General features: G+C 61.6%; 24 protein-coding genes. 6 read left to right on the top strand and 18 right to left on the bottom strand.

The features are described 5' to 3' along the window. Window positions 1-436 precede the first annotated feature (436 nt). The 3 genes from uvrA to GR183_RS06655 all read left to right on the top strand — a co-directional run bounded on the left by uvrA (window position 437) and on the right by GR183_RS06655 (window position 4,290). The gene (uvrA, locus tag GR183_RS06665) at window positions 437-3,340 is read left to right on the top strand and encodes an excinuclease ABC subunit UvrA (protein WP_160774883.1); all 2,904 of its coding nucleotides are present in this window, start codon (window positions 437-439) and stop codon (window positions 3,338-3,340) included. A gap of 276 nt (window positions 3,341-3,616) precedes the next feature. Then, on the top strand, window positions 3,617-3,766 hold the full coding sequence (locus GR183_RS06660) for a DUF1127 domain-containing protein (protein WP_160774784.1): 150 nt from the start codon (window positions 3,617-3,619) through the stop codon (window positions 3,764-3,766). Window positions 3,767-4,140: 374 nt separating this feature from the next. Further along, window positions 4,141-4,290 carry a DUF1127 domain-containing protein gene (locus GR183_RS06655; RefSeq protein ID WP_160774783.1) on the top strand — a complete coding sequence of 50 codons (150 nt, stop codon included), beginning with the start codon at window positions 4,141-4,143 and terminating at the stop codon, window positions 4,288-4,290. 260 nt (window positions 4,291-4,550) lie between these two features. On the opposite strand, the gene GR183_RS06650 is transcribed toward GR183_RS06655, so the two are convergent. Continuing rightward, on the bottom strand, window positions 4,551-5,186 hold the full coding sequence (locus GR183_RS06650) for a hypothetical protein (protein WP_160774782.1): 636 nt from the start codon (window positions 5,184-5,186) through the stop codon (window positions 4,551-4,553). Window positions 5,187-5,424: 238 nt separating this feature from the next. On the opposite strand from GR183_RS06650, the gene GR183_RS06645 reads away from it, so the two are divergent. Together GR183_RS06645 and trmFO are read left to right on the top strand one after the other, a co-directional pair. Then, window positions 5,425-6,279, top strand: coding sequence for a hypothetical protein (locus GR183_RS06645; protein ID WP_160774781.1), 855 nt, complete (start codon window positions 5,425-5,427; stop codon window positions 6,277-6,279). An 81-nt stretch (window positions 6,280-6,360) separates the two neighbouring features. Beyond that, window positions 6,361-7,770, top strand: a complete 1,410-nt coding sequence (gene trmFO, locus GR183_RS06640; protein ID WP_160774780.1) for a methylenetetrahydrofolate--tRNA-(uracil(54)-C(5))-methyltransferase (FADH(2)-oxidizing) TrmFO — start codon at window positions 6,361-6,363, stop codon at window positions 7,768-7,770. 5 nt (window positions 7,771-7,775) lie between these two features. Here trmFO and GR183_RS06635 read toward each other — a convergent pair whose 3' ends face one another. From GR183_RS06635 to yajC, 5 genes are all read right to left on the bottom strand, one after another. Beyond that, window positions 7,776-8,642, bottom strand: coding sequence for a phytoene/squalene synthase family protein (locus GR183_RS06635; RefSeq protein ID WP_160774779.1), 867 nt, complete (start codon window positions 8,640-8,642; stop codon window positions 7,776-7,778). 27 nt (window positions 8,643-8,669) lie between these two features. Further along, window positions 8,670-9,068: an Mth938-like domain-containing protein gene (locus GR183_RS06630; RefSeq protein WP_160774778.1), complete on the bottom strand. Its 399-nt coding sequence runs from the start codon at window positions 9,066-9,068 to the stop codon at window positions 8,670-8,672. Between the two features lie 22 nt (window positions 9,069-9,090). Next, window positions 9,091-10,047 (bottom strand): protein translocase subunit SecF, encoded by a 957-nt coding sequence (gene secF / locus GR183_RS21930; protein WP_202395867.1) that lies wholly within the window; start codon window positions 10,045-10,047, stop codon window positions 9,091-9,093. A 10-nt stretch (window positions 10,048-10,057) separates the two neighbouring features. Next, complete coding sequence (secD, locus tag GR183_RS21925; RefSeq protein ID WP_160774777.1) at window positions 10,058-11,668, bottom strand: protein translocase subunit SecD; 1,611 nt, start codon at window positions 11,666-11,668, stop codon at window positions 10,058-10,060. Window positions 11,669-11,734: 66 nt separating this feature from the next. After that, the gene (gene yajC / locus GR183_RS06615; protein WP_160774776.1) at window positions 11,735-12,070 is read right to left on the bottom strand and encodes a preprotein translocase subunit YajC; all 336 of its coding nucleotides are present in this window, start codon (window positions 12,068-12,070) and stop codon (window positions 11,735-11,737) included. Between the two features lie 239 nt (window positions 12,071-12,309). On the opposite strand from yajC, the gene GR183_RS06610 reads away from it, so the two are divergent. Continuing rightward, entirely contained in the window at window positions 12,310-13,197 is an 888-nt protein-coding gene (locus tag GR183_RS06610) for an ATP-binding protein (RefSeq protein WP_160774775.1), read from the top strand. A 31-nt stretch (window positions 13,198-13,228) separates the two neighbouring features. Here the strand turns inward: GR183_RS06610 and GR183_RS06605 are convergent, their stop codons facing one another. The 12 genes from GR183_RS06605 to GR183_RS06550 form a co-directional block, all read right to left on the bottom strand. Beyond that, window positions 13,229-14,572, bottom strand: a complete 1,344-nt coding sequence (locus tag GR183_RS06605) for a peptidoglycan DD-metalloendopeptidase family protein (RefSeq protein WP_160774774.1) — start codon at window positions 14,570-14,572, stop codon at window positions 13,229-13,231. A gap of 282 nt (window positions 14,573-14,854) precedes the next feature. Further along, complete coding sequence (locus GR183_RS06600) at window positions 14,855-15,541, bottom strand: protein-L-isoaspartate(D-aspartate) O-methyltransferase (RefSeq protein WP_376765751.1); 687 nt, start codon at window positions 15,539-15,541, stop codon at window positions 14,855-14,857. 38 nt (window positions 15,542-15,579) lie between these two features. Then, a complete protein-coding gene (surE, locus tag GR183_RS06595; protein WP_160774773.1) occupies window positions 15,580-16,338 on the bottom strand; it encodes a 5'/3'-nucleotidase SurE in 759 nt (252 codons plus the stop codon). A 6-nt stretch (window positions 16,339-16,344) separates the two neighbouring features. Then, a complete protein-coding gene (gene serS / locus GR183_RS06590; protein WP_160774772.1) occupies window positions 16,345-17,619 on the bottom strand; it encodes a serine--tRNA ligase in 1,275 nt (424 codons plus the stop codon). Between the two features lie 82 nt (window positions 17,620-17,701). Then, window positions 17,702-18,493 (bottom strand): twin-arginine translocase subunit TatC, encoded by a 792-nt coding sequence (gene tatC / locus GR183_RS06585; protein WP_160774771.1) that lies wholly within the window; start codon window positions 18,491-18,493, stop codon window positions 17,702-17,704. After that, on the bottom strand, window positions 18,490-18,960 hold the full coding sequence (gene tatB, locus GR183_RS06580) for a Sec-independent protein translocase protein TatB (RefSeq protein ID WP_160774770.1): 471 nt from the start codon (window positions 18,958-18,960) through the stop codon (window positions 18,490-18,492). The genes tatC and tatB overlap by 4 nt, the downstream gene beginning before the upstream one ends. A 39-nt stretch (window positions 18,961-18,999) precedes the next feature. Then, window positions 19,000-19,236 carry a twin-arginine translocase TatA/TatE family subunit gene (locus GR183_RS06575; RefSeq protein WP_160774769.1) on the bottom strand — a complete coding sequence of 79 codons (237 nt, stop codon included), beginning with the start codon at window positions 19,234-19,236 and terminating at the stop codon, window positions 19,000-19,002. A gap of 233 nt (window positions 19,237-19,469) precedes the next feature. Then, window positions 19,470-20,591 carry an ABC transporter ATP-binding protein gene (locus GR183_RS06570; RefSeq protein WP_160774768.1) on the bottom strand — a complete coding sequence of 374 codons (1,122 nt, stop codon included), beginning with the start codon at window positions 20,589-20,591 and terminating at the stop codon, window positions 19,470-19,472. Further along, window positions 20,588-21,274, bottom strand: coding sequence for an SMC-Scp complex subunit ScpB (gene scpB, locus GR183_RS06565; protein WP_202395895.1), 687 nt, complete (start codon window positions 21,272-21,274; stop codon window positions 20,588-20,590). Before scpB ends, GR183_RS06570 begins: the two co-directional genes overlap by 4 nt. 25 nt (window positions 21,275-21,299) lie before the next feature. Continuing rightward, window positions 21,300-22,184: a segregation and condensation protein A gene (locus GR183_RS06560; protein WP_160774767.1), complete on the bottom strand. Its 885-nt coding sequence runs from the start codon at window positions 22,182-22,184 to the stop codon at window positions 21,300-21,302. 43 nt (window positions 22,185-22,227) lie between these two features. Further along, entirely contained in the window at window positions 22,228-23,238 is a 1,011-nt protein-coding gene (gene nagZ / locus GR183_RS06555) for a beta-N-acetylhexosaminidase (protein ID WP_160774766.1), read from the bottom strand. A 65-nt stretch (window positions 23,239-23,303) separates the two neighbouring features. Further along, on the bottom strand, window positions 23,304-25,436 hold the full coding sequence (locus GR183_RS06550; RefSeq protein ID WP_160774765.1) for an SPOR domain-containing protein: 2,133 nt from the start codon (window positions 25,434-25,436) through the stop codon (window positions 23,304-23,306). Between the last annotated feature and the right edge of the window lie 79 nt (window positions 25,437-25,515).

Here is a 25,515-nt window from a genome sequence, read left to right as displayed (position 1 = left end):
CGTCCTCTCCCGGCCTTTCGGCCGTTTTCCACAAAGGATCGAGGAGAAAGTATTTAGTTCCACATTTGTTCCTTATAGCGGCGAAAAAGGTGAATGAGAATGCCTTCATTCCAAAAACGGCAGTTTCACTTTGTCCTTGGATTGGTGCCCGTCGGCCAGGACGGAAATTTGTCATTGCCACCCCGAATTTGTTCCTGCTATGTTCTCGAAAATAATTGTCGCAACGTCAACTAATAAAAGATGCAAGGATGCGTGCTCAAGAACCTCGACAACCGCCCATCGATGGTCCATTTCCTAATCGCTGATCCAGCGCGTGAATGACCCCTGAAGACCAACGACAGTCAACCATTCGTTCATCCCCCGTGCGTCTTGCCTTCGAAACGGGGATATCTGCCGAGGATACCGGTTCATGGCCCCTTCGCGAGAGTTCCACGACATGCACTCCGGGCACCGCGCCGACGCCAAGACGATTTCCGTCCGTGGCGCGCGCGAGCACAATCTGAAGAATGTCGACCTGGAGCTTCCGCGCGACAAGCTGATCGTCATGACCGGCCTGTCTGGATCCGGCAAGTCGTCGCTGGCCTTCGACACGATCTATGCCGAAGGCCAGCGCCGCTACGTGGAAAGCCTTTCGGCCTATGCACGCCAGTTCCTGGAACTTTCGCAAAAGCCCGACGTCGACCAGATCGACGGCCTTTCGCCGGCCATCTCCATCGAGCAGAAGACCACGTCGAAGAACCCGCGGTCGACCGTGGGCACGGTGACCGAGATCTACGACTACATGCGCCTTCTTTACGCGCGCGTGGGCATTCCCTATTCGCCGGCAACGGGCCTTCCCATCGAGAGCCAGACGGTGAGCCAGATGGTGGACCGGGTGCTGGATCTGGAGGAAGGCACAAGGCTTTACCTGCTCGCGCCGATGGTGCGCGGGCGCAAGGGCGAGTACCGCAAGGAACTGGCCGAACTCATGAAAAAGGGCTTCCAGCGCGTCAAGATCGACGGAACGTTCCACGAGATCGCGGATGCGCCGGCCCTCGACAAGAAATTCAAGCACGATATCGACGTGGTGGTGGACCGCATCGTGGTGCGCGATGACATCGGCAACCGGCTGGCGGATTCCTTCGAAACCGCGCTGCAGCTTGCCGATGGCATCGCGATTGCCGAGTTCGCCGACCAGACGGACGACCAGGGCAACCCGAAGCGGCTGATCTTCTCGGAAAAATTCGCCTGTCCGGTCTCCGGCTTCACGATTTCGGAAATCGAACCCCGGCTTTTCTCGTTCAACAACCCCTTCGGCGCATGCCCGACATGCGACGGGCTGGGAACGACACTCGCCTTCGAGCAGGACCTCGTAGTGCCCGACCACACGCTCTCCCTGCGCGACGGCGCGGTGCTGCCGTGGTCGCGTACCGGCGCGACCTCGCCCTATTATACGCAGACGCTGGAAGCGCTTGGCCGCCACTACAAGGAAAAGATGACCACGCCGTGGGAAGACCTCAGCGCGGACTTCCGGCATGCGATCCTGTTCGGCACGGGCAAGCAAGAAATCGAGTTCGTCTATGACGACGGCGCGCGCAGCTACAAGACGAAGAAGCCGTTCGAAGGCGTCATCGGCAACATAGAGCGGCGTTGGCGAGAAACGGAGTCGCAATGGGTGCGCGAGGAGCTGTCGCGCTTTCAGTCCGACCACCCGTGCGAGGCCTGTGGCGGCAACAGGCTGAAGCCGGAAGCGCTCGCCGTGAAGATCGCCGGCCGGCATATCGGCGAAGTGACGAGCCTGTCTATCCGGGCGGCGCGCGAATGGTTCGACATGCTGCCCGAAAAGCTCAACACGAAGCAGAAGGAGATCGCGGGCCGTATCCTCAAGGAAATCCGCGAGCGCCTGCGCTTCCTGAACGACGTCGGGCTCGAATATCTGACCCTGTCGCGCGCTTCCGGCACGCTATCGGGCGGCGAGAGCCAGCGCATCCGGCTCGCGTCGCAGATCGGCTCCGGCCTGACGGGCGTGCTCTATGTGCTCGACGAGCCGTCGATCGGCCTGCACCAGCGCGACAACGCGCGGCTTCTCGATACGCTCAGACATCTTCGCGACCTCGGCAACACCGTGATCGTGGTTGAGCATGACGAGGACGCGATCCTGACCGCCGACCATGTGGTGGACGTCGGGCCGGGTGCAGGCATCCACGGCGGCGAAATCGTCGCCGCCGGCACGCCGGAAGACATCATGGCCGATTCCCAATCGCTGACGGGACGCTATCTCTCCGGCGACCTGGCGGTCCCCCTGCCCCAGGAACGGCGCAAGCTTTCCAAGACCAAGCGGCTGAAGATCATCGGCGCGCGCGGCAACAACCTGAAGGACGTAACCGCGGAACTGCCGCTCGGCACGTTCACCTGCATCACAGGCGTATCGGGCGGCGGCAAGTCTACGCTTCTGATCGACACGCTCTTCAAGGCGGCATCACGCCACCTCAACGGCTCGCGCGAGGCGCCCGCCCCGCATGACCGGATCGAGGGGCTTCAGTTCCTCGACAAGATCATCGATATCGACCAGTCGCCCATCGGGCGCACGCCGCGCTCCAACCCGGCGACATATACCGGGGCCTTCACACCGATCCGCGAATGGTTCGCAGGCCTGCCCGAAGCAAAGGCGCGCGGCTACCAGCCGGGCCGCTTTTCCTTCAACGTGAAGGGCGGACGCTGCGAGGCGTGCCAGGGCGACGGCGTTCTCAAGATCGAGATGCACTTCCTGCCGGATGTCTATGTCACCTGCGACGTCTGCAAGGGCAAGCGCTACAACCGCGAAACGCTGGAGGTGCTGTTCAAGGGCAAGTCGATTGCCGACGTCCTCGACATGACCGTGGAAGAGGCGGCCGTTTTCTTCTCCGCCGTGCCGGCAGTGCGTGAAAAGATGGAGACGCTCGCCAAGGTCGGGCTCAACTACATCAAGGTGGGCCAGCAGGCGACGACCCTTTCGGGGGGCGAGGCGCAGCGCGTGAAGCTCGCCAAGGAGCTTTCAAGGCGTTCCACGGGCCGCACGCTCTACATCCTGGACGAACCGACGACCGGACTGCACTTCCACGATGTGGCGAAGCTTCTGGAAGTGCTGCACCACATCGTCGACCAGGGGAACTCGGTGCTGGTGATCGAGCACAATCTGGAAGTCATCAAGACGGCGGACTGGATCGTCGATCTCGGCCCCGAAGGCGGCGACGGCGGCGGCACCATCGTCGCGCAAGGCCGCCCGGAAGATGTGGTCGACGTGAAAGAGAGTTATACCGGCCAATTCCTCCATGAGCTCCTGGAAAGGCGCCCGCAGCGGCGCATGACGGCGGCGGAATGAGAAATCGCTGAAAAATCAGGCGAATTTCACTGAAAAGCACCTGCCCCATACCGGCAGGTGCTTTTTTGCATAGCAACATGCACAATCCGTTCGCAATTGCTATTTACGCAACGTAAACATTTGATGAAGCTCAATTTATTGCATTGCACAACGCGCATGGCTGCCGTGCAGAAATTGCACTTTTTTTCAGGGGGTGAATTAAATACATAGGGATCAACACGACGGCACGACGGAAACGCCGCTGCCGCCCCACTCCCAGATGGATGGAGGCAGTAAATGTTTGATTCGATCCGTACCAAGTACCGCAGCTGGAAGACCTATCAGCAGACAGTCAACGAACTGTCGCGTCTTTCCAACCGCGAACTCAACGACATCGGCATCGGCCGCGGCGACATTCGCTTCGTCGCCCGCCAGCAGATCATCTGAATTCAGAGCTTCGCGTTCAAGGGGTATTCCTCCTCCCTATACCCCTGAACGTTCCCGGCGAAGGCATCCTCCTCCCAGCCCTAGCCGGACATTGCGTCGCCCGCCGGTACCTCCTCCCACCGGCGGGCGTTCGCATTTTCGGGTAGGGATACCTTCCGCGATTGCCCGGCATCTCCCAAATTCTGAATATCGGCTCCGCGGCGGCCGCCCTTCCATGACGCGGCACTCACATGATTGTGCTCTGCAGCATTCGCAGGACAGTCATGCCGAGGACGGCCTGCCATTTAGCCGGCGAACCGGCTAAACCCCACACAACAACAGCCGCTTCGCAACGCCGAAGCGGCTAAAAAGACGATCAAAACAAAAGTGAACCCATGCTCGATACCGTTATCCGAAGCTACCAAACCTGGAAGAAGTACCGCCAGACGCGAGACGAGCTTTCCCGCCTTTCATTGCGGGAGCTGGAAGACCTCGGCCTCGGCTGCCGTGCCGCCGGCTGCCCATCCCGCTACGTTATCCGCTGACGCGGTATGATATGCGATTTTCGCAAGGCTGCTATGCAATTGCATTAATCTGGAAAATCGCCTGACAAACACCATATGAATTCACGAAGAGGTTGCCGAGGCGTTCCCCCTCCCAAGCCAAGGCAGCCCACAAAGCCGGCTCTTACTTCCCCCCAAGGGGCCGGCTCTCAGGAACAACGCCCACCGGTTCTCCTCCCTCCGGTGGGCGTTGTCTTTTTCTGGAACGGGTTCAGAGACTTATATGAACCGAGCGGCGGGCTTCAGGATGCTGGAAGCGACGCAAACCACGATCCGAGATCCTGAACCACGGGTGCTTGCGCATTGCCGCGCGGCCAGGAATCGATCGCAAAGGCCCGACCGCTCTCCTTCTCCCGCACGACCGCCGTCGCGTGTGGATACTCGCCATCAATGAAAAAGCCGCGCGCAACCGGCGACACAACTTCGTGATAGCGCAAGTATCCCTTGCCTTGCATGACCAGCAAAAGGCTCGTCGTGTTCGTCGCCTCGTCGATACAATCCATCTGGCCGCGCTCGCCCGAATTCGTGAGATCGTAACCACCGACATCATTCGCCGAGCCGACAACCGGGGCGACACGCGCCTCGTTCCAGGCGACGGCCTTCGCGATCGCCCGCCGTTCGGCCACCGGCGATGCGGCGCCATTCGCGACAATATTGCGAAGCTTCGACAATTGGGCGGGTGAAAAATCGACCGGCGTTTTATATGCGCAGCCGAAACCGTGACAGATATAGAGCCTGCCATCGGCGCGCGGCATGACGCCGGAATGCTGACGATACCAGCCGCCCGAATGGCTGCTGATCTGGGCCGTCCCGCAGGCCGCGAGCGTCGCCCCCGTAACGGCGCATAGTGCCAGATATTTCATGCCGTTACGGAACATTCAATTTCCTTCTCCGCGAATGCAGGTGAATTTCACGCCCGTGTGCATAAGCGTTTGCATTCCCGCCCGATATCGGCCACTAAATGCCCCTTCGAGCAGCAAAATTCCATGCAAGCTGGCCTCTGGGTCCAGTTTAAATCCCCCATACGGGGTGCCGACCTGAGGCCAATAGGCCGTGCATGGTCGAACTCGCGGTCGATTTCCCCACCACACAAGATGATCAAGAAGAATACAGCCCGTGAAGACTTCCGCCGACATGCAGAAGATGGATATCCCCGCCTATTTCATCGTGCATATACCGAAGTGCGCCGGTTCAACGGTCCGTGGATTTTTGCGCGACGAACTTTCACCAGACCAGATTGCGGAGTTCGGCCACAAGGACGGAAACATTCGCAGCATATTCAAACCCGGCCCGAAGCGAGCCGATTTTCCTGAAGATTTCCGCAGGATAGTGGCGCTATCGGGACATCAACTGCCCCGCTATCTGATCGATCGCTTTCAGGACAGGGAAGTAAGGGAATGCGTGAACCTGCGCGACCCGGTCGGCTTTTTCGTATCGCACTATAATTTCACGATGCAGAAAGGCGTGGAAGCCGGTCGCGAGATATTGCCGTTCGGACTATGGTACAGATCGGTCCAGAAAAACCCCGTCGCCCAGCATTTCCTCTTCCGCTACCTCGGCATCGGCTACCCGAAGCTCGAATTCATGCCGTCACGCGAAAGGCTGGAAACCATCGAAAGATACCTGCGGGACTTTCATTATGTCGGATCCTACCGGCACAGCGATGAATTCCTGGGCCGCATGGCAGCCGAACTCGGCATAGAGCAGGAACCGACGCCGCGAAACGTTACCTCGCTCAGGATTTACGACAAGAAAAGCCTGCCGGAAAAGTGGAAGAACAGGATCCTTAAGGAAAACGCGCTCGACCAGGCGCTCTACGAGCGCTGGAAGGACCGGAAATGGGACAAGAGCCGCAATCCGGCAGAGGCTGTGGAATTCCGCCCCGACAGGCTGTCCTACCTCAAGACGGATTTGCGGCGCATTGCGTTCAGAGCGATCTCGTCCACGGCGAAATCGCTTGCGAGACCCTGAACCTCCCACATATACGGGGGCAGGCAAAGCGCCGGCAGGACCGGCGCGGGCGCCAGACAGCACGATGAAGGATGAGTGACGATGAAGCCTGTCCACGTGATCGGCGGCGGTCTTGCCGGTTCGGAAGCCGCATGGCAGATGGCGAACCGGGGCGTGCCTGTCGTCCTGCACGAGATGCGGCCCGTTCGCGGCACGGACGCACACAAGACCGACGGACTTGCCGAACTCGTCTGCTCCAATTCCTTCCGTTCCGACGATGCGCAGTTCAACGCCGTCGGACTGTTGCATGAGGAACTGCGCCGCGCCGGATCGCTGGTCATGCGCGCAGCCGATGCCAACCAGGTGCCCGCAGGCGGCGCGCTCGCCGTCGATCGCGACGGATTTTCCAGAGCCGTCACCGAGGCGCTGGAGGCTCATCCGCTGATCGAGATCGAACGCGGCGAAATCGCCGGCCTTCCGCCCGAAGACTGGGACAGCGCGATCATCGCCACCGGCCCCCTCACCTCGCCCGCGCTCAGCGACGCGATCCTGAAGGTTACCGGCGAGGACGAACTGGCGTTCTTCGATGCGATCGCCCCGATCGTCCATTTCGACAGCATCGACATGGAAACCGCCTGGTTCCAGTCGCGCTACGACAAGGTGGGCCCCGGCGGCACGGGCAAGGACTACGTGAATTGCCCGCTCGACAAGGAACAATACGAGGCGTTCATCGACGCGCTGATCGACGGGCCCAAGACCGAGTTCAAGGAATGGGAAGACACACCCTATTTCGACGGTTGCCTGCCGATCGAGGTAATGGCGGAACGCGGGCGCGAAACGCTTCGCCACGGGCCGATGAAGCCGATGGGGCTGACAAACGCCCATAACCCGACCGTCAAGCCCTATGCAGTGGTCCAGCTGCGCCAGGACAACGCCCTTGGGACGCTTTACAACATGGTCGGCTTCCAGACGAAGCTGAAATATTCAGCCCAGGTCGAGGTCTTCCAGATGATTCCGGGCCTTCAGGAAGCCTCTTTCGCGCGCCTCGGCGGGCTGCATCGCAACACCTTCCTGAACTCGCCGAAGCTGCTTGACGCAACGCTGAAGCTTAAAGCACGGCCTTCGCTGCGCTTCGCCGGCCAGATCACCGGTTGCGAGGGCTATGTGGAATCGGCCTCCGTCGGCTGCATGACCGGCATCTTCGCAGCATGCGAACGGCTGGGTCAGGAGATATCACGCCCGCCGGAGACGACGGCGATGGGTGCGATCCTCGCGCATATCACCGGCGGTCACATTTCGCGCGACGACGAGGGCCCCCGCTCCTTCCAGCCAATGAACGTGAATTTCGGCCTGTTTCCGCCAGTCGAAGCGCCGACCAAGGGCGAGGACGGAAAGCGGCTTCGCGGCCAGGCGAAAAAGAAGGCGCGCAACCTTGCGCTTTCCCGCCGAGCGCTTGCGGATTTCGACCGCTGGGTCGCGGGCATCGCCCCGACACGGGAAGCGGCGGAATAGAATCTTCAGACGCTGCGGTGTCGGCAGCTCCGGCATGCACTCTTCCAGGCGCGCCACAGAACCCACTGGCGTTTCAGGGGCGAAAGCTCGACAAAATCATGCAAGGGGTCGTAGCTCTTCTTTCGCATGCGCTCCAGGTGCGGCTCCACCAGGCAAACCGGCAGAAAGGCCGGGATGATCCCGGAGCCGACGCAGCCGATAAGGCTGCGGGTGCGAAGCAGGTGCTCCGTTGCGTAAAGGCGCAGTTCCTCCACAGCGGACTTCAGCTGAGGCGACGTCTTGCCGCGGAAGACCGTTTCCGGATCAACGCCATGACGCTCAAGCACGTCGGCCGGCAGGAACATCTGCCGGCGGGCGGCATGAAGCGGCAGCGCGCGCAGTAGCCCGGTGACGGCATAGGCTATGCCAGCATGGCCCGCGACCTCGCTCGTGCCCGGATCCTCGCCATTGGCCAGCACGATCGCCGCAAGCTGGATAAGCGCCGAAGACGTTTCTCCCGTGTAGCCCTCAAGATCGTTCAGGCTCGGCATCGGATCGTCATAAAGATCGAAGGTGCGCGCCTCGATCAGGTTGACGAGCGGCGCTGTCGGCAGATTGAAACGCTCGATTGCCCAGCGAAGCTCCGCCAATACGGGATGGCTTTCAACATCGCCATGGTCTTCGCCCTCCAGCGCATCGCGCCACCACTGGAGCCTGATTTCGCCGGGAAGCGGGTCCGACACGATCTCGCGCACCCGCGAGACCTCGGTGTTGAAGGCATAAAGCGCAAAGAGCCCGCGCCTGGTCTCGTCGCCCGCGAACAGCGAAGCGAGATAACGGTCTCTGTCGGATTCGCGAACGAACGACTGGCAATGGTCGGCGGCACTCTTCATTGTGATTGAAGTAGAACGCCGCACGGATCAGTCCACGGCGAGAAGTGCAGCGGCGACGGCCCTGTCTTCGGAAAGCAACACATTGTAGGTTCTGACAGCCGCCCCGGTCGCCATGGAATCGGCGCGAATGCCGCGGGCGCGAAACTCCTCGCGAAGCGCAGGCGGGACACGGCGAATATCGGGCCCGGTGCCGATCAAAAGCACCTCGATCTCGCCGGCTTCTTCAAAGACCCGCTCGAAAGCCTCAATGGTCAATTCCTCGACAGTCGCCGGCAACCAGCCGTAGATCCCGCTGGGCACGCTCAATATCGAGCCGCGATGGGACATCTTCGCGAAGCGGAAGCCGCCGTTGCCATAGGCATCGACAGGCGCGCGCCCTGGAAAATGCGCGTCGCGAATGACGATGCCCTGTCCTCTCTGGGCCATCCCGGAACCTTCCCGCGCCCTCTTATGCCGGCGCAGCCGCGCTGTCGTCTTCTTCCTTGTCCTCCTTGTCGGCCTTTGCCTGTCCGCCGCCCGGCCGCAGGTTCAGGAAGATCAACATGGGAGCGGCAAGGAAGATCGACGAATAGGTGCCGATCACGATGCCGAAGATCATCGCCAGCGTGAACGTGCGAATAACCTCTCCACCGAAGATATATAGGGCGATGAGCGCAAGAAGCGTCGTGACGGAGGTCATCACCGTGCGCGACAGCATCTCGTTGATCGACCGGTCGAGAAGTTCGGGAAGCGCCATCTTCTTGTACCGGCGCAGGTTTTCGCGAATCCGGTCGTAGACGACGACGGTATCGTTCAAGGAATAACCGATGATCGTCAGGATCGCGGCGATACTGGACAGCGAGAATTCAAGCTGCAGGACGACGAAGAGGCCGACGGTGACGATGATGTCGTTGATCGTCGTGACTATGGCGCCGATCGCGAATTGCCACTCGAACCGGAACCAGATGTAGAAGAGGATCACGACCAGCGCCGAGATCACGGCAATCGTGCCTGCCTGGGCAAGCTCGCCCGAAACGCGCGGGCCGACCACCTCGATCCGGCGGAACTCCACCCTGTTCTCGAAACTGCTTCGAACCTTGGCAACGGCCGCCTGCTGGGCGGGCTCGCCACCGTCCTGCTGCTGGATACGGACCAGGACTTCGTCCGGCCCACCAAAGCTCTGGACCTGAACGTCGCCCAGGTCCAGCGTTCCGAGGTCCGCGCGGATCTGTGCAATATCCGCCGGGCTCTCGTTGGTCTTCATTTCGATGACCGTGCCGCCCTTGAAGTCGATGCCGAAATTCAGCCCGACGGTGAAGAACAGCACGATGGAGGCGACCGCGATGAGGGCCGACAGCGGGAAGCTGTACCGGCGCAGCCACATGAAGCGGTAATGGGTGTTTTCGGGAACCAGTTTCAAAAGCATGACTTGTCCCTCAGATCGGCAAATGGCTCGGCCGGCGCCAGCGCACCCACAGCGCGACAAGCAGACGCGAGAAGGTGAAGGCGGAGAAGACCGTGGTGAAAATGCCGATGGCAAGCGTGACTGCGAAACCGCGGATCGGGCCGGAACCAAGCTGGAAAAGAATGACCGCGGCGATCAGCGTCGTGATGTTAGCATCAAGGATCGTACCGAGCGCACGGGAATACCCGGCGTCGATCGCGCTTATCGCCGATCTGCCGGCGCGCGATTCCTCGCGAATACGCTCGAAGATGAGCACGTTGGCGTCCACCGCCATGCCGATCGTCAGCACGATGCCAGCGATGCCCGGCAACGTGAGCGTTGCCTGAAGGAAGGTCAGCGCGCCGAAGATCAGAAGGATATTCGCCGTCAACGCGATGTCGGCCATGACGCCGAAGCGGCCATAGGCCAGCACCATGAAGATGACGACCGCTGCCGCACCAATCAGCGATGCGAGGCGCCCGGCATCGATCGAATCCTGGCCAAGACCCGGGCCGATCGAACGTTCCTCCACCACCGTAAGCTTGGCGGGAAGCGCTCCGGCGCGCAGGAGCACGGCAAGATCATTGGCCGATTCGACGTCGAAACTGCCCGAAATCTGTCCCGAACCGCCGGTGATCGGCTCGCGAATGACGGGAGCCGAGATCACCTCGCTGTCGAGCACGATCGCGAAGGGGCGGCCGACATTCTGCTGCGTGACGATGGCAAACTTGCGCGCGCCAGAAGTGTTGAAGCGGAAGTTCACCACCGGCTCGTTGGTGCGCTGATCGAAGGAGACTTGTGCATCGACGAGATCCTCACCCGACAGGAGCGGCGCTTCCTCCAGAAGATAGGGGATCGGCGGCTCGTCGATGGAGTCCATGACCACGGTGCCGGCCGGCGGGCGCGTCTGCAGCGCCTGCTCCGCCGACATGGAGACGTCCACCATGTGGAAGGTCAACTGCGCGGTCTGGCCGACAAGCGCCTTCAGGCGCTGGGGATCGTTTTCGCCCGGCGCCTCGACAAGGATACGATCCTCGCCCTGGCGCTGGATGTTCGGCTCGGTCGTGCCGAGTTCGTCCACGCGGCGGCGGATAACCTCGATCGACTGCTGGACGATGGAACGCACGCGCTGCGCAAGGCCTTCCTCGGTGAAGGTAAAGCGAACCAGCCCGTCTTCCGACACATCCAGTGTGAATTCATTTACCTGCTGGCCGCCGAAGAGCGAAGATACCAGCGGGTTTGCAAGCTCCGACAGGCGGTTGCGCGCCTCATCGATGCGCTGCACGTCGCGAATGCGCACCTGTACGCCCTGCCCCTGCACGCCAAGGCCCGTATAGCCGATGCGCGGCTCCTCACGCAGTGTCTGGCGGATATCGCCAACCAGGGTTTTCAGGCGTTTCTGGATGTAATCCTGCTTGTCCACCTCATAAAGCAGATAGGCGCCGCCCTGCAGGTCCAGCCCGAGCACGATCTGGCGCTTCGGCAGCCAATCCGGCATCTGCCTCAAGGTTTCGGTGGAAAAGAAGTTCGGCAGCGTGGAAACGAGGCCGGCTAGGACTACGAGGACGATCAGCGCGATCTTCCAGCGTGCGAAATAAAGCATGACAGGGAACCCGTTCGATTGCCGGACCGGGGCATTTTTCCCAGCCCGGCGTCAGTTGGCCGACGCTCAGCCGTTTTCCTTCACAGGTTCCGACTTGGAGCGCACTTCCTGGATCATGCTGCGCACCGCACGAACCTTGACGCCTTCGCCGAGTTCAAGCTGAACCTCGCCGTCGTCGATAACCTTGGAGACCTTGCCGATCAGCCCGCCGGTCGTCACGACCGTATCGCCGCGCCGCAGGTTCGACACCATTTCCTGATGCTGCTTCATCCTCTGCCGCTGCGGGCGAATGATCAGGAAATACATGATCACGAAGATGAGGATGAAGGGCAGGATCGAGATCAGGAAATCCGCGCCGCCCGCCGCAGGAGCGCCTTGCGCGAACGCAGGAGTAATCAGCATGAACATCTCCTCGGGAAACTGTGGCGATCCGGCTGGCAGAGCTTGTCAAACCGACCCGGAATCCCACAAGACCGTACATTGATCAATGGTGCGCGGACTATAGCGACCATGCCCGCTAATGCAAGGCACGCCGTAACCCATCCGCACGACCACTTTGGCGTTTGGCGCCGTCGTGATAATGGAGCCTGAATTAACGACAGCCCGCGGGCCGCGCAACAACAAACACCGGGAACGCGAAGATGCCGCAAGATACCGATGCAAGCCTGATCGCCGCGAAACTGGACCGCCTGATCGGTTTGATCGAACGCGCGGTCCCCGCCGAGCCGGCAAAGCCGGACTTCGAGGCGGCGGATGCCTTCGTGTGGCATCTTCACCCGGAGCGGCTGGAGGGGGTGACAAAGGTCAACCGTGTGGAAATCGACCTGTTGCACGGCATCGACCGGATGCGAGACCAACTTGTTGAAAACACGGAGCGGTTTGCGAAAGGATACGCCGCCAACAACGTTCTGTTGTGGGGTGCGCGCGGCATGGGCAAATCGTCGCTGGTGAAAGCCTCGCACGCGACGGTGAACGCGACCCTGGAAAAGGACGGCGCGGACCGCCGCCTGAAGCTCATCGAAATCCACCGCGAGGATATCGAAAGCCTGCCGCGCCTGATGGCGCACCTGAAAGAAAGCCGGCACCGCTTCATCGTCTTTTGCGACGACCTGAGCTTCGATGGCGGCGACACGTCGTACAAATCACTCAAGGCCGTGCTGGAAGGCGGGATCGAAGGGCGTCCGGCGAACGTGCTTTTCTACGCGACCTCAAACCGCCGCCACCTGATGCCGCGCGACATGATCGAAAACGAGCGCTCAACGGCCATCAACCCAAGCGAAGCCGTGGAAGAAAAGGTTTCGCTGTCGGACCGCTTCGGCCTCTGGCTCGGCTTCCACAATTGCAGCCAGGACGAATTCCTGAAGATGATCGAAGGCTATGTCGATCACTACGGACTGGATGTCGCGCCTGTGGTGCTAAAGGCCGAGGCGATCGAATGGGCCCAGACACGCGGCAGCCGCTCCGGGCGCGTCGCCTTCCAATACATACAGGATCTCGCCGGGCGTCTCGGGAGGACGCTCGGCGAGTGAAAAGCTTCCGGGGTGAAGCGCCGCGCGGCTATCAGCCCCGCGACATGTAACGCATCGGATCGACGGGCTTATTGCCCTTTCGAAGCTCGAAATGGACCTGCGGCTGGCTTACCGAGCCGGTCGCCCCGGCATATCCGATGGTATCGCCGCGACGCACACTGTCACCACGCGAGACCGACAGCTTGCTGTTGTGGGCATAGGCAGACACCCAACCCTCGCTATGGCGGACAAGGATCAAGTTGCCATAGCCCTTGAGCTCGTTGCCGGAGTAGATGACGACACCGTCATCGGCGGCCTTGACCTCGGTTCCTTCCGGCACGGCGAGATTGATGCCGTCGTTTCGCGTGCCGCCCGGCTTGGAGCCGAACTCGGAAATAATGCGCCCGCGCACCGGCCAGCGAAAGCGGCCTTCATTCGGATCGGCCGCATTGGATGCCAGCGCGGCAACCTCCACCTTCTCCGGCTTTTCCTCTTTCTTCGAACCAACACGCTCCGTCGTGACGACGCGCGACGGCTCGCCAGCTGCTTTCTCCGCCCTGCCGACTTTCGCGGTGGGACGCCCCGCGCCGGCAGCCGTATCTTCCGGCTTCCTGCTTGGCGTACCGACGGAAGCATCCGTCACCGTCGTCGCCGGAACCGACGCGACGCGCACGCTCTCGGGCTTCGGCTCCGGCCTTGGCAGCGTGGTATTCAGGCGTGCCGCGGATTTCGGCACGGTGCCCGTCACGCTCGGCTCGCCATTTGCAGGCGGCAGACGCACCGGGGCGGAATTCGTAGCAGACCTGCCTGGCGAAGCACTGTAGGTCGGGATGACGATCTTCTGACCGGCCTGAAGGGAGGCAGCCGAATCGAGCCCGTTCACATCCGCCAGCACTTTCTGAGGCACTCCATAGCGCCGCGACATCGAATAGAGCGTGTCACCGCTCGTTACCGTGACGTGCGTGCCGCCCGCGGTCGACCAGCCGCGCGAGGTGCGGGGCGCCTGGGCCCCGCTTTCGGCCTGCGCTTGCGCCTGAAGAGTGCTCTGTCCACCACTTGTCGGGATCGGCTTCAACGTCGGCGAGAGCCTGGAAGACTTGGATATCGATCCGGTGGTGGAAGGCGGCGAATAACCGTTCGCCGGCGGAAGATCCGCCGATTCGACCTTGTTTCGCTTCACCGTCGACGCCGTCGGCCCGGCCGCGATATCATCGAAACTCGGCTGCTCGAAGCCCTGGTTGAGGATCTTCTTCTGGTTGCCGGTACTGCCGGTGTAGATCGGCCCCTCGAACCGGTCGACGTGGGAGCTGCACCCTGCTGCCATTGCCGCAATAACAACCACAATTGCAGTGCGGGAAAGATAGTGGGCTTGCCGTCTGGTGAAATGCGTGATCATGGCGCTACTCGGACTCAAGACACCGGAAGAAATGTTCTTCACAAGTAAATCGCGGTAACGTTGATAAAGGCTTAAAGAGCGCGAAAAACGTACGGATGAGCGGCGTTTTGCTCTGCCGCTGCGTCTTTTCCGCAAGGAATTTTCCCTAAAGGAATTTTCGCGTTTTTCCGGTTATTTCAGGAACTTGCGGCCAGGCGACGCCAGCGCGAACACACCGCGGGAGCGGACCTTCACATTTTGCAACTATTAGACAGCTAGCCGGCCAAACCGCAGGCTTGATGGTTAAAGGCTGCTGGCGGCACCCGGCAGAAGCGGAACGAAACGCACGGCGCCAAGATTACGCTTCACGAGGCCATTCGACGTTTTTTCGTAAAGGACAAGCTCCTGAATGCCGCCGGAATGGCCAACCGGCGCCACCAGCTTCCCATCATCGGCAAGCTGATCCATCAATGCCTGGGGGATAGGATCCGCAGCCGCCGTCACGATTATGCGGTCATACGGGGCATGTTCGGGCAGACCCAGCATGCCGTCTCCGAAGTGCACGAAGACGTTCTTCAGCTTCAAGGCCGACAGCCTGTCGCGCGCAAGATCGGCAAGCGTGCGGTAGCGCTCCACCGAATAGACCTCCTTGGCCAAATGCCCGAGGACCGCGGCCTGAAAACCGGATCCGGTACCGATCTCAAGCACGCGATGCTCCGGCTTCACATCAAGCGCTTCCGTCATCATGCCGACGACGGTGGGCTGGGAAATCGTCTGGCCGCATTCGATCGGCAAAGCCGTATTGTCGTAAGCGTGTTTCTGCAGCTTGGCGGTGAGGAAAAAACGGCGCGGAACACGCTCTATCGCCGACAGCACCCGCGTGTCGCGAATACCCTGCCTCCTGAGATCCAGGATCAAGCCGGCCCTGGCCTCCACCTCCTGGGGCGTCGGCTCTGGACTGTCGTGGTCAAAATCGTCGTTCAAGTTCACGCCCCCCTCAGGTCATGAGCTCATGACCTTACCTGCGCCTATTTTAGCGCGGTCACGAGCGTATCCCTAAGCGATTCGGCCGTAAGGTCGAGTTTCATCGGCGTGACGGAGATATAACCCGCGCGAAGGGCGCCGAGATCCGTATGTTCCGCAGGGGTTTCCTCCTCGCCCCTGAAGGCAAGCCAATAGTAAGGTACGCCGCGCCCGTCCACGCGCGCATCCACGTACAGGGCACCGACTTCCCGTTTCCCCTGCCGAGTCACATCGACCCCGGCGACCTCTTCAGCGGAAACGGCGGGGAAATTCACGTTGAGCAACGTGTCGGACGGCAGGTCGATATCGAGAAGCTTGCGGATAAGGTCCGGCGCATGCGCGATCGCAGTCCCGAAATCCGGCTTCTGTCCCGCCCTCCAGGAATAAGCCTGCGACAACGCTATGGAGCGCACGCCCATCAAGATGCCTTCCATGGCGCCTGCGATGGTGCCGGAATAGGTGACGTCATCCGCAACGTTCTGTCCGCGATTGACGCCGGAAAGCACAAGATCCGGCGGGCCGTCCATCAATTCGCGAACACCCATGATGACGCAGTCGGTCGGCGTGCCGCGCACGGCAAAGCGGCGCTCGTCAAGCTTCCTTACGCGCAAGGGATCATGCAGCGTGAGCGAATGAGCGGTTCCGCTCTGGTCGGTCTCGGGCGCTACACACCAGACATCGTCGGAAAGTTCGCCCGCGATGGTGCGAAGCGCGGCGAAACCCTCCGCGTTGATACCGTCGTCGTTGGTCAGAAGAATACGCATGAGCCCTCAGCCGATCCGTTCCAGCCCACCCATATAGGGCTTGAGCGCTTCCGGAACCGTGACGGATCCGTCCTCGTTCTGATAATTCTCAAGAACGGCGATGAGCGCACGCCCGACGGCAACGCCGGAACCGTTCAGCGTGTGAACGAAACGAACGCCCTTTTCGCCAGCCGGACGATAGCGCCCGTTCATGCGCCGTGCCTGAAAATCCCCGCAGACCGAACAACTGGAAATCTCGCGATAGGCGCCCTGCCCCGGCAGCCAGACCTCAAGGTCATAAGTCTTGCGCGCGCCGAAGCCCATGTCGCCCGCACATAGCGTTACGACACGATAATGAAGGCCGAGCTTCTTCAAAACGGCTTCGGCGGATTCGCGCATACGCTCCAGCTCGTCGAGCGATTCCTCCGGGCGCGTGATCGACACGAGTTCGCACTTCTGGAACTGGTGCTGACGCAGCATGCCGCGTACGTCACGCCCGGCAGACCCGGCCTCGGAACGGAAACAATAAGTCAGCGCCGTCACCCGCATGGGCAGCGCGCCTTCGTCCAGGATCTCTCCGTTAACGATATTGGTGAGCGGCACCTCGGCCGTGGGAATCAGCCAACGATCGTCGGTGGTGCGGAACTGATCCTCGGCGAACTTGGGCAATTGCCCGGTTCCATAAAGGATCTCGTCACGCACCAACAGCGGCGGCGAAACTTCCGTATAGCCGTGCTCGCCGGTATGCAAATCGATCATAAACTGGCCAAGCGCACGTTCGAGACGCGCCACCTGGCCCTTGAGCATGACGAATCGCGAGCCGGCAAGCTTTGCCGCCGTCTCGAAATCCATGCCGCCCAGGCCCTCGCCAAGCTCGAAATGCTCCTTGGGCTCAAACGCGAAGGGCGGCTTTTCGCCGACGACATGCAATTCCACGTTATCGGCTTCGTCAACGCCGTCCGGAATATCGTCGAGCGGCAGGTTCGGAATCGTGGAAAGCGCCTCGTTGAGGGCGGTGGCGAGTTTTCGCTCCTCCTCCTCGCCCTCCTGAACGAAGGATTTCAGCTTGGCAACTTCGTCGATAAGCTCCTGAGCCCGCGTCTCGTCGCCGGTACCCTTGGCCTTGCCGATTTCCTTCGATGCAGCGTTGCGGCGCTCCTGCGCGTCCTGCAGCTTCGCCACATGCGCGCGGCGCGCTTCGTCCAGTTCGATCAGACGCGCAGACTGAGGCTCCACACCACGCCGCGCGATCGCGGCGTCGAAGCTCTCAGGATTCTCGCGGATCCACTTGATGTCGTGCATGAAAAACCCCGGCTGACATTGTCACGGCTGCCAAGGAAACCGCGATACGGAAAGCCGGCAAGCCGAAGGGACCAAAACGACGTCAGTCGCTTTCCGCCGCTTCCGCTTCCCGCTCTTCGCGCTTCTTCTCGACGAGCCGGACGGAAAGAATGGAGACTTCGTAGAGAAGCAACGTCGGCAGCGCAAGACCGATCTGGCTGATGGGATCGGGCGGCGTCAACACGGCCGCTGCGACGAAGGCGATCACCACCGCGTATTTGCGCTTCTGCTTGAGCCCTTCGGCCGTAACCAGCCCGACGCGGCCAAGAAGCGTCAACAGCACCGGAAGCTGGAATACGAGGCCAAAGGCAAATATCAGGATCATGATCAGGCCCAGATATTCGCTCACGCGCGGCAGAAGGTGAATGCTGGCCTTGCCGGCATCGCCCGCCTGCTCCATCGACAGAAAAAAGCCCATGGCAAGCGGCATGACGAGGAAATAGACAAGTGCCGCGCCGATCAGAAAGAGGATCGGCGTCGCCACTAGGAACGGCAGGAACGCGCCGCGTTCATGCTTGTAGAGGCCGGGCGCGACGAACATGTAGATTTGCGAGGCGATCACCGGAAAGGCGAGGAACAACGCACCGAAAAGCGCCAGCTTCAACTGCGTGAAGAAATATTCCTGCGGCGCCGTGTAGATCAGCTCGATCGAGCGTTCGGTGCCCGCCGCCTGCTCATACGGCACGATCAGGATGTTGAAGATATCGGTTGCGAAGTAGAAGCAGGCGATGAAGGCGATGATGATCGCGATCACCGATTTCATGAGCCGCTGACGCAACTCGATCAAATGCTCGATGAGCGGCGCCTTGCTGGCATCAATATCGTCTTGCGTCATGCCTTGGAGCCTTCAGCGGCCTTCTTCTTGCCGGAGTCGCCATCCGCCTCGGCGGCAGCCTTATCGCCGACGCCGCCTTCTTTCCCATCGGAGGGCTCGGCGGCGCTTTCCACCTTCTCAGGCGCCTCGTCCTGCTTGCCGGCCGGCGAGACCGAAACATTGTCCTGCTTCGGTTTACCGGCAGGCTTCGACTTTTCCGGCCCGGCCTCAATGGACTTTTTCAGGTCGGAGAGCGGATCGAAATTGCCGGCCTTTTCGACCTGCTTCTTCATGTCCGCGATGTCGGCCTGCTGTTCCGCCTCCCGCAGCGCTTCGTTGAAGGTCGACTGGAACTCGCCGGCCATGCGCCGCAGCTTTCCTACCGTCTGCCCGAACGTGCGAAGCATCCGCGGCAGGTCTTTCGGACCCACGACGATGACCGCGACCATCGCGACCACGAGAAGTTCCGTCCAGCCGATATCGAACATGAGCCGTCGCCACCTTCAGCCTAAACGCGCCGTAAGGCGTCAGCTGGCCTTGGACTTGTCCTCGGATTGCTGAGCGGATGCGCTTTCGGTCGGATTGTGATCGATCGTCTTCGGATCGTCCTTTTCGGCTTCCGCGGCCTCGTCCTCGTTCAGACCCTTCTTGAAGCTCTTGATACCCTTGGCGACGTCGCCCATCAGCTCGGAAATCTTGCCGCGGCCGAACAGCAGAACGATGATCACCGCGATGATCAGGATCTGCCAAAAGCTGATACCCATACGTCAAACTCCTTGTCGTCGGCCGGCCTCCCTCCGGACTGTCTTGTCCGAAGCATCAAGAGCCCGACCCTCATTCACGCAGCCGCGGGATGGCTTCCTCCGCGAAACGGGTCCATTTCGCGGGACCATGCCCTGGGCCGGCCCTGCGACCGGCGCGGCACTATTGCAGGAAAGGCGAAGCTTTCGCAACCGAAGGATTTGGAAGTTGCACCGCTCATTTGCCTGCCTGTCATTCAACTTTCGTCGCGTTTGAAGACCAGTACGTCCCTTTCGTCGACGCGGATTCCGACATCCATGCCGACCGCAAAGCGGCCTCCATCGCGAATCCTGGCCTTTATTTCGTGATCGAGACCTTCCACCGCAAGATCGATCAAGTCCACCTCGCCCACAAAACGGCGGCGCACGACACGTCCGGCTCGGCCTTCTCCCGGTTCTCCCAGAATTATTCCCTGCGGGCGCAGCGACACATCGATCTTGTCGCCAGCCTTCACACCGGGCGCGGAGTACCTGCCGAACACGGTTTCCACATCCCCCTCGCCCGCCACACCCTCGATCTCGTTGAGTTCGGAGAAAAACCGGGCAACGAAAAGATCCGCCGGACGATTGTAGAGCTCATCGGCCGTGCCAAGCTGCGTGATCGCGCCCTTGCGCATCAAGGCTATACGGTCGCCCATGCGCATGGCTTCTTCCGGGTCATGGGTCACGAGAATGCAGGTCGCGCGCGTCTCGCGCAGCACCGAGAGCGTCTCGTCGCGAACACTGTCGCGAAGCCGCCGATCGAGCCCGGAAAACGGCTCGTCCATGAGCAAAACGCCGGGGCGCGGGGCAATCGCCCTTGCAAGCGCGACACGCTGCTGTTCGCCTCCCGAAAGCGCATGCGGATAATCTTCCGCATATCCGCCCAGACCAACGCGGGACAGCGCGCTCAGCGCCTCGCGGCGCGCATCATCCCTTGCCATCGCGCGCAGGCCAAACATGACATTGTCGATGATGGAAAGATGCGGAAAAAGCGCATAATCCTGGAACATCAACCCAATGCCGCGCTTTTCCGGCGGAAGGAAGCGGGACGGCCCGCCGACCTCGCGCTCGTTGATCAGAACACGGCCCGCCGATTGCCGCTCGATCCCGGCGGCAAGGCGCAGAAGCGTCGTCTTGCCGCAGCCGGAATGGCCAAGCAGACAAAGCACCTCGCCCGGCTCCACGGTGAGCGAGACATCGAGCACGGAAGGAACGCCGTCATAATCGTGGCTCACGCGCTCAAACGCCAGCCGGGCGGCGATAGTCGCGGCGGCCGTGCCGCGCACGCCCCAGCGGCCAGCCCTTTCAGCCGCCAACTTCGGATCAATCAATGTCATCTGGAATCCGTCTCGCCGTCGTCCTCGTCGGCGGTATCAAAGAGCAGCGTCTGTTCGAGCGGATCTTCGTCTTCCTGAAGATCGCTTGAATCATCGGGCATCGGCACCTGGAAGCTCGCCGGAATGGCGCTGTCGAGAAGGCCCGCGCCTTTCAGTTCCTCAAGGCCCGGCAGATCGCCGATCGTGGCGATCGAAAAATGCTCCAGAAAGGCTTCGGTCGTTCCATAGGTTACCGGGCGGCCCGGCGTACGCCGGCGCCCGCGCATGCGCACCCAGCCCGTTTCCATCAACACATCCAGCGTTCCCTTGGAAGTCGAAACGCCACGAATTTCCTCCACCTCCGCCCGCGTGACCGGCTGGTGATAGGCGATGATCGCAAGCGTCTCCAAGGCTGCCCGCGACAGCTTGCGCTCTTCGATCTGTTCACGGCGCAAGAGATACGAAAGATCCTCCGCGGTGCGCAGTGCCCATTTGCCCGCGACCTTCACGACATTCACGCCGCGCGTTGCGTATTGGCGCTGAAGTTCGATCAGGAGCGCTTCGATGTCGTGATCTCCAGGCAGGCGCTTCTTGAGTTCTTCCACTCCCAGCGGCTCGCCCGAGGCGAAGAGCAGCGCTTCCAGCATGCGAATGCCGGAATGGCCGTCAGCTCCGCGCGCGCCAACCGCCTCATCCGTCTCCATGCCCTGGGCCTCGGAGCCTTCCGCTTCATTCATCGCGATCTGTCTGTTCTCCATCACCTGACGGGCTTTCAGCCTCTTGCGGGTTTTCGTCCCCGGAACGCTTGCGCAGGTAAAGCCGCTCGAAGGGACCGGACTGCCTTAGCTCGATTTCCCCTTCCCGGACAAGTTCCAAACTGGCGGAAAAAGAACTGGCAAGCACCGTGGAGCGTTGCCCGGGGTCAGCGATATACCGCAAGAGATAGGAATCGATCGGCGTCCAGTCCAGCGTCTGGCCGATCAGGCGAACAAGAAGATCGCGAGCTTCCTGAAGCGACCAGACCGTACGACGGCGAACATGCACCGACGTCACCGACTGGCGCTGGCGCTGCGAGGCATAAGCCGACAGGAGATCGTAGAGCGAAGCGGTGTAATTTCCCACACGCTCGATCGATATCGTCTCCGGCATGCCGCGCGCGAAAATGTCTCGCCCCAGGCGATTTCGCGCAAGAAGCCTGGCGGAAGCTTCCCGCATGGCCTCAAGGCGGCGCAGCCGGAACGCAAGCGCGGCGGCAAGCTCTTCGCCCGTCGGTTCGTCGTCGTTCTTCGTTTCGGGAATGAGAAGGCGCGACTTCAGATAGGCAAGCCAGGCCGCCATGACGAGATAATCGGCGGCAAGCTCCAGCCGAAGCCGCCGCGCTTCGGCGACGAACTGGAGGTATTGCTCGACAAGAGCCAGAATGGAGATGCGGGTGAGATCGACCTTCTGATTGCGCGACAGCGTCAACAGCAGGTCGAGCGGGCCTTCGAAACCGTCGACATCGACAACGAATGCAGGATCGCTCGCAGCGCGTTCTTCCCCGACGGCCGTGGACCTTTCCGCGCCCTCCAGAAAATCGTCCTGTACCGACGGCCCCTCACCCGAGGCGGACATGAGCGGTCTCCTTCACGAACGGCCATTCACGATCAGCTCGCACTCAAGCGCCGATCAACCGCTCGAACTCCTCGCGAAGAGCTTTCCGGTCGACCGGCTCGGGAGCGCGAAGCCGGGCTTTCGCGGCATTCGCCCGCGCCAGCGCCTTTCCGCGCAATTCAGGCGATGCCGCCGCGACATCCCGCATTTCCGCAAAATCGCCGTTGCAATGCAAGGCGAGATCGCAGCCGGCGGCAAAGAGGCTAGCAACACGCTCTCTCATTTCGCCGCCGAGCGCGCGCATTGAAACGTCGTCGCTCATCAGGCATCCGTCAAAACCGATCTCACCCCGAATGATATCCCCGATCATCTTCGGCGACTGCGTGGCGCAGTTTTGCGGATCTATCGCGCCGTAGACGATATGCGCCGTCATGGCGAGCGGCAGATCGTTCAACTTGCGAAATGGCGCGAAGTCAACGTCGCAAAGCTCCGATTTCGCAGCGTCAACAACCGGCAGTTCGTGATGACTATCGACGGTTGCCCGGCCATGCCCGGGAATATGCTTGAGAACCGGCAGAACACCCGCCGCTTCCAGACCCGACGCAACGGCCCGGCCGATTTCGGCAACCTGGTCCGGCGTATCGCCATAGGCCCTGTCGCCAATCACATCGTCCGTTTCGGGAAAACGCACATCCACGATCGGCAAGCAATCGACATTGATGCCGAGATCATGAAGGTCCGCGCCGATGAGACGCGCCCCCGCCCACGCGGCGCGAACGCCCGCCTGCCTGTCTCGCGCGAAAATCCGCCCGTAGACATCGCCCGGCGGATAGTCGGCCACGATCGGCGGGCGAAGCCGGCGAACACGCCCTCCCTCCTGATCGATCAGCACAGGCGCGTCGATATCGGCGACGCATTCGCGAAACTCGGCAACGAGGTCGCGAATCTGCTCCGGCTCATGACAGTTCCTGGCGAAAAGGATCAACCCCCAGGGCCGTTCCGTCGCGACGAAGGCGCGCTCGTCGACAGACAGGCTCGTCGACGATGCGCCACAGATAAATGCCTTTGCCATCAATTACCTGTCCGGGAAGCGGCGGAGTGCCGAATGATGGGAGGATGCAGCCCTCCACAAACCGAAAATCAGTTCCGCCGCACGAAACAGTCACCGCCGGCAGCTTTCAGATTCTCGCAAAGGCCGATTGCCTCATCGCGCGAGGACGCGGGGATTCGTACGCGATAGAACACACCCCGGTCGCCGAGGTCCGCACGTTGAATAACCGGCGTGACGGACCCCAGCACCGAAGGAAACCTGTTCTGCAGGCCGGCAAACGCCTGACGCGCCTGATCCTCCGTCCGCTGCGAGGAAACCTGCACGATATAGGCTCCAGCCGGTATGCTGCCGCTGGACGAAGCAGCAGGTTGGGAAGGCCGCGGCTCGGTGTCGGGTTGCGGCGTCGTCGCGGGCGCGGCCGCCTGCTGCTGCGAGGTCAGGTCGAGCGGTCCGCTGTCCGACTGGCGCGCGGGAGCCTGTTGGCTGGCGGTTGGCGCGGCTGCGACAACCGTGCGAGGCGCCTCCGGCTTCGCACGCGGAAACACGGTTTCGCCCTGGGCTTGTTCAGGCGCTTCCGGCTCCTGCCCGGCAGCGGCATCGTCCGTTGCCGCTTCTTCCTGCGGCTGTTGCGGCGTCACATCAGGCAGGCCAGTGCTAGAGGGAGAGGCATTCTGTCCGCCTGCCGGCGATACGACATCCGGAGCGGATGAGGAAGGCGTCGTCGTATCCGGAAGGGTCGGCGCGGACACTTCCCCGACCGTCGATGGCAGGTTCGGCTCAGACAAGGCGGCCGTTTCCGTCGTATCTTCGGCGCCGTCATTTCCGGAAATGACCGTTCCGTCCGGACGCACGATCACCGTGCGAACGCGCTTCGGCGCGACGGTGCGCGTCGTACCTCCCGTTGAGGCAGGTTCGTTCGTTGCGGGAGCCGGCGGAAGGGAGGCGACGGGCGTGTCATCCGGCAGGACCAGACGCTCTTCCCCCGTGCTTTCCACACCGCGAACCCGATCGTAGATTAGCTTGCTCTGCGCCTGCGCCTTGGGCTCTTCGGTGGCCGGATAGATCTTCAAATCCCCTTCCTGAGCCGCGATGACCGGTGGCGGACCGATATCGACGCCCGAATCGCCAAAATCGATCAGCGCAAACGCCGCTCCGCCGACGACGGCAAGGCCCACGATGGCTGCGGCGACCGCCAACCCCCGGCGCTTGCCACGCCCCTCGGGTGCTGCGCGGGTCTCCGCTTCCGGATGCGGCGGCAACACACCATGACCGGTAAGAGCCGGGTCGCTCTCCTTCATGGCACGGGCCACAGCATCGAGGTCGTAGCCACCCTCCGGCGGCTCATCCTCATCGAGGTAGTCGCCCTCTTCCTCCGTGCCTTGCGCATATCGATCAACGCCGGGCGCCTGTCCCCGATCCGAATCATAGCCTGGAGCATGTGCTTCGACTGGCTGAACGGCGGCAGCCTGGACGGGAGGCCGAGATTCATCTTCGAACAAATCGTCGAAATCATCCTCAATGGCCGCAGGCTCACCCTCGGCAGCGGCTGGCGCCCCAACCTCGGGCGCCGCCGGTTCTATTCTCGCCCGGCCGCCGATACTGATGTCGAACGCGGAGCGCAACTCATCTTCAAAGCCCGCCGTGGTATCACCCTGCGCGGCCTCATCACCGTAGCCGTCGTCGTAACCGGCGGCATGAGCCTCTTCCGGTTCCGCGTGGTATTGCTCATCGATACCGGCATCGGGACCGGCATAATGCGGCTCTGAATAGGCTTGCTCTTCGTAAGGGGCCGGCTCTTCAACCCGATATGGCTCCTCATAAGCCTCCGGCGCGGGCTCATAAGCGGGTTCCTCATAGGCCGGGTCCTCGTAAACCTGCTCCTCGTAGGCCGGTTCGGAATCGGTATGGGGCGAATATTCGGCCGGCGGCGCCGTCCCGCCCTCTTCCTGATGGAACTCGTCTTCGGCCGCGAATTCGTCATGTTGCGCGTCTTCAAAAGAGCCGCGCAGCGGCTCATCCGGCCAATGCTGCGTCTCTTGCTGATGCTGCGGCCGCGTCAACTCAAGCGGTTCCGGTTCCTCAGGCACAGCTTCCTCGCCGCGGTGATAGCCACCGCTGCCTTCGCTGACGATGCGGGCCAGTTCGACGAGCGGATCCTCCTCGAACTCCGGAGCACTATCGCCCGACGCCTGCCTGCCGGCAGGACGGTTGTTATCGGGCATCGGAAAATTCGAGCGACTGGACATGTCTTATCCGGTTTCTCCGCTTCGTTGCGTTCGTCGCGGGTGAGACAGTACCCGC

It is taken from the genome of Stappia sediminis (assembly GCF_009826895.1).
GTDB lineage: Bacteria > Pseudomonadota > Alphaproteobacteria > Rhizobiales > Stappiaceae > Hongsoonwoonella > Hongsoonwoonella sediminis.
This window is presented reverse-complemented; position numbering and strand designations above follow the sequence as displayed.